Source organism: Nodosilinea sp. LEGE 07298, from assembly GCF_015207265.1.
Classification (GTDB): Bacteria; Cyanobacteriota; Cyanobacteriia; order Phormidesmidales; family Phormidesmidaceae; genus Nodosilinea.
This window is the reverse complement of the sequence record NZ_JADEXE010000467.1, coordinates 1-3,429: the sequence shown is the minus strand read 5'-3', so window position 1 is coordinate 3,429 and position 3,429 is coordinate 1. Positions and strand designations below refer to the sequence as shown.

Annotated in this window: 2 protein-coding genes; both read right to left on the bottom strand. The window is 58.3% G+C overall.

Translation table 11 applies throughout. The features are described 5' to 3' along the window. Positions 1-238 precede the first annotated feature (238 nt). Positions 239-2,515: a formate C-acetyltransferase gene (gene pflB, locus IQ273_RS31805; RefSeq protein ID WP_228054273.1), complete on the bottom strand. Its 2,277-nt coding sequence runs from the start codon at positions 2,513-2,515 to the stop codon at positions 239-241. Between the two features lie 525 nt (positions 2,516-3,040). Continuing rightward, positions 3,041-3,429 (bottom strand): hypothetical protein (locus IQ273_RS31800; protein ID WP_194027087.1); only part of this gene is annotated, 389 nt, incomplete at its 5' end.

The window sequence follows — 3,429 nt, the reverse complement described above, 5'->3', positions numbered from 1 at the left end:
GTAGTAAAGAGCGATGTGTAGGGTGGGCACTGCCCACCTTTGATCATGGCTAAAACCGATTACCCTTGCTTTGGTTGTTTAAGAAGAGGGTCGGTTGCAGAAGCGGGTAGGGGGAATTAGCCATCAGAAGAGTTGAGGGTGGGAGCCAAGAGGGATGGTGGGCAGTGCCCACCCTACGGGCTATGGGCCACCAGTAGTAAGCCCCTCTCGGCGGTGGGCTGAGAGGGGCTAAGGGGGGTTAGCAGCGTTCGTGGAAGGTGCGGTTGATCACGTCTAGCTGTTGTTCTCGGGTGAGCTTGATGAAGTTCACCGCGTAGCCCGAGACCCGGATGGTGAGCTGCGGGTACAGCTCGGGGTGATCCATGGCATCGAGCAGGGTTTCGCGGTTGAAGACATTGACGTTGAGGTGGAAGCCGCCGTCGCGCACGTAGCCGTCGAGCAGGGCGGCGAGGTTGTCGATGCGATCGCCTTCCGTCCTCCCCAGCGCCCCTGGCACAATCGAAAACGTGTTCGAGATGCCATCCTGAGCATCGGCGTAGGGCAGTTTGGCCACCGAGGCCAGAGAGGCCACGGCCCCATGGCTGTCGCGCCCGTGCATGGGGTTGGCCCCAGGGGCAAAGGGCTCGCCGTCGCGGCGACCGTCGGGGGTGTGGCCGGTCTTTTTGCCGTAGACCACGTTGGAGGTGATGGTGAGGATCGACTGGGTGGGCACGGCATCGCGATAGGTAGGGTGCTTGCGTAGCTCGGCCATGAAGGTCTGCACCAGCTGCACCGCCAGCTCATCGGCGCGATCGTCATTGTTGCCGTACTTAGGAAAGTCGCCATCGACCACGTAGTCTACGGCTAGGCCCCGGTCATCGCGCACCACCCGCACTCGGGCGTGTTTGATCGCAGATAGGCTGTCGGCCACCACCGACAGGCCCGCCATACCGTAGGCCATCGTGCGCAGTACGTCGCGATCGTGCAGGGCCATCTCCAGCCGTTCGTAGCAGTACTTGTCGTGCATGTAGTGGATCACGTTCATGGTGTTGGCGTAGGTCTTCGCCAGCCAGGCCATCATCTGCACCAGGCGGGGCCACACCTCGGCGTAGTCGAGCACGTCGCCGGTAATCGGGGCGTAGGCCGGGGCCACCTGCACCCCAGAGTGCTCGTCCACACCGCCGTTGATGGCGTAGAGCAGGCACTTAGCCATATTCACCCGCGCCCCAAAGAACTGCATCTGCTTACCAATGCGCATAGCCGAGACGCAGCAGGCGATGCCGTAGTCGTCGCCCCAGTAGGACCGCATCAGGTCGTCGTTTTCGTACTGAATGGAGCTGGTTTGAATGGAGACCTCAGCGCAGTAGCGCTTGAAGGCCTCGGGCAGTTGCTCAGACCATAGCACTGTGAGGTTGGGCTCGGGGGCGGGGCCGAGGTTGACCAGGGTGTGCAGCATTCTAAAGCTGGTTTTGGTCACCATGGGCCTACCGTCTACGCCCATGCCGCCAATGCACTCAGTCACCCAGGTGGGGTCGCCGCTGAACAGAGCGTTGTAGTCGGGGGTGCGCAAAAACCGCACCAGGCGCAGCTTCATCACAAAGTGGTCGATGATCTCCTGGGCTTCGGCTTCGGTGAGCACCCCAGCCTGCAGGTCGCGCTCGAAGTAGATGTCGAGAAAGGTGGAGACGCGGCCTAGGGACATGGCCGCGCCATTTTGCTCTTTGACCGCCGCCAGGTAGCCAAAGTAGAGCCACTGCACCGCTTCTTTGGCGGTAACGGCGGGGCGAGCCAGGTCGCAGCCGTAGGCAGTGCCCAGTTCCTTCAGCTCGTTGAGGGCTTTGATCTGCTCAGAGATCTCTTCGCGCAGGCGCAGGGTGGCCTCGTCCAGGGTGTCCAGTTCCAGGCTGGTCTTTTGGGCTTGTTTGTCGGCGATGAGGCGATCGCAGCCGTACAGCGCCACCCGCCGATAGTCGCCGATGATGCGACCTCGCCCGTAGGCATCGGGCAGCCCGGTGATGATGCCCGACTTGCGGCAGCGGCGCATTTCGGCGGTGTAGGCGTCAAACACGCCGTCGTTGTGGGTTTTGCGGTAGCGGGTAAAGGTTTCCTTGGTGCTCGAATCAAGCTCGTAGCCGTAGGCGTTGAGCCCTGCCTCAACCACACGAATGCCGCCAAAGGGCATGATGGCGCGCTTGAGGGGGCAATCGGTTTGCAGACCGACAATTTGCTCAAGCTTGACGTCGATGTAGCCCGGTGCATGGCTGGTAATGCCCGAGGGCACGGCGGTGTCGGCATCGAGCACGCCCTTTTCGCGCTCTAGGGCCATCAGATCTTTTACCTGACCCCAGAGGGTTTGAGTGCGTGGGGTGGCGGCGGCGAGAAAAGTGCTATCCCCGATGTAGGGGGAGTAGTTGCGCTGAATGAAGTCGCGCAGATCGATGGATTGTTGCCAGGGGCCGGGCTGGAAGTCGGCCAGGGCACCCAGCAAGTTATCTAGATCGCCCTGGGCTAGGGTAGGTAAGTGATTGGCAATCATAGTGAATCCTCGTAGTTGTGGCTGCAGCGGGTAAACATTGAAGCTTGCGAAATATCAATCAGCGCCTTTTCAAATAGCCTACAGGAGAGTCATTTAACTCTAAAAAACCTGATCGTTCATGACTAACAAAAATTTATAAAAAAAGTATCAAAAGAATCTTTTTTAAAGACAGAACAGGGTAAAAAGATACCCGACTTTTAACAACTTCACCGTTGTTTTTGTGTCCAGCTTTTCCTTTGAAATGGCCTCTTTCAGCCCGGTTTACTCTCAAATTATAGCTCTACCAAAAGGCTTCTGAATAGAATATTTTTTGACATTGCTGCTGGCGATCGCAGCTAAGATTTTTTTATTTTTATTACAGATTTAGATCAGGGCGAGTAGTTGACTGGGTTATTATCTAAAACAACAGATCAGTTGTTTTTGGCCCGTCATCTACAGGGTAGTGGCTTAATTCTTCAGTAAGAGCAACCTGGCTAGATTGAGGTACGCAAACCAGGGAAATCGCTCCCGTCCCTGCTGGCTACCCTAGCCAGGGACTTGCGCCCAGACGACGATCGCCGTGCCGCCCTGGCGGGTAGGCACCAGGTTAAAGAACCAGCGCTGATCGTGGCGCACCACCTCGTAGACGAGCCCGCCGCCGTAGTCGGCCTGCTGGGTGCTGCGAAAGCCGCTCTCGCGGCTGTTGGCCAGCAGGGTAATAAATACCTGGCTGGGGGGCGTTTCCTCGACTACAGCGGTGCGGAGAATATTCGGCTTGTAGCGCCAGGTGTCGGTGGCTAGCGCGTCAAAAAAAGCGTCGGGTTGATCAAATAAATCTGGGGTGGCCTCTACAGCGGCGGTGGCGGTGCCCTGCAAGCCGCTCAAAATGGCCTGTAGGCCGCTGGGCGGCTCAGTTTCTGGGGTTGGAGCGGTTG

Coding starts and splice junctions, on each gene's coding strand:
- pflB (WP_228054273.1), bottom strand. CDS start 2,515: ATGATTGCCAATCACTTACCTACCCTAGCCCAGGGCGATCTAGATAAC.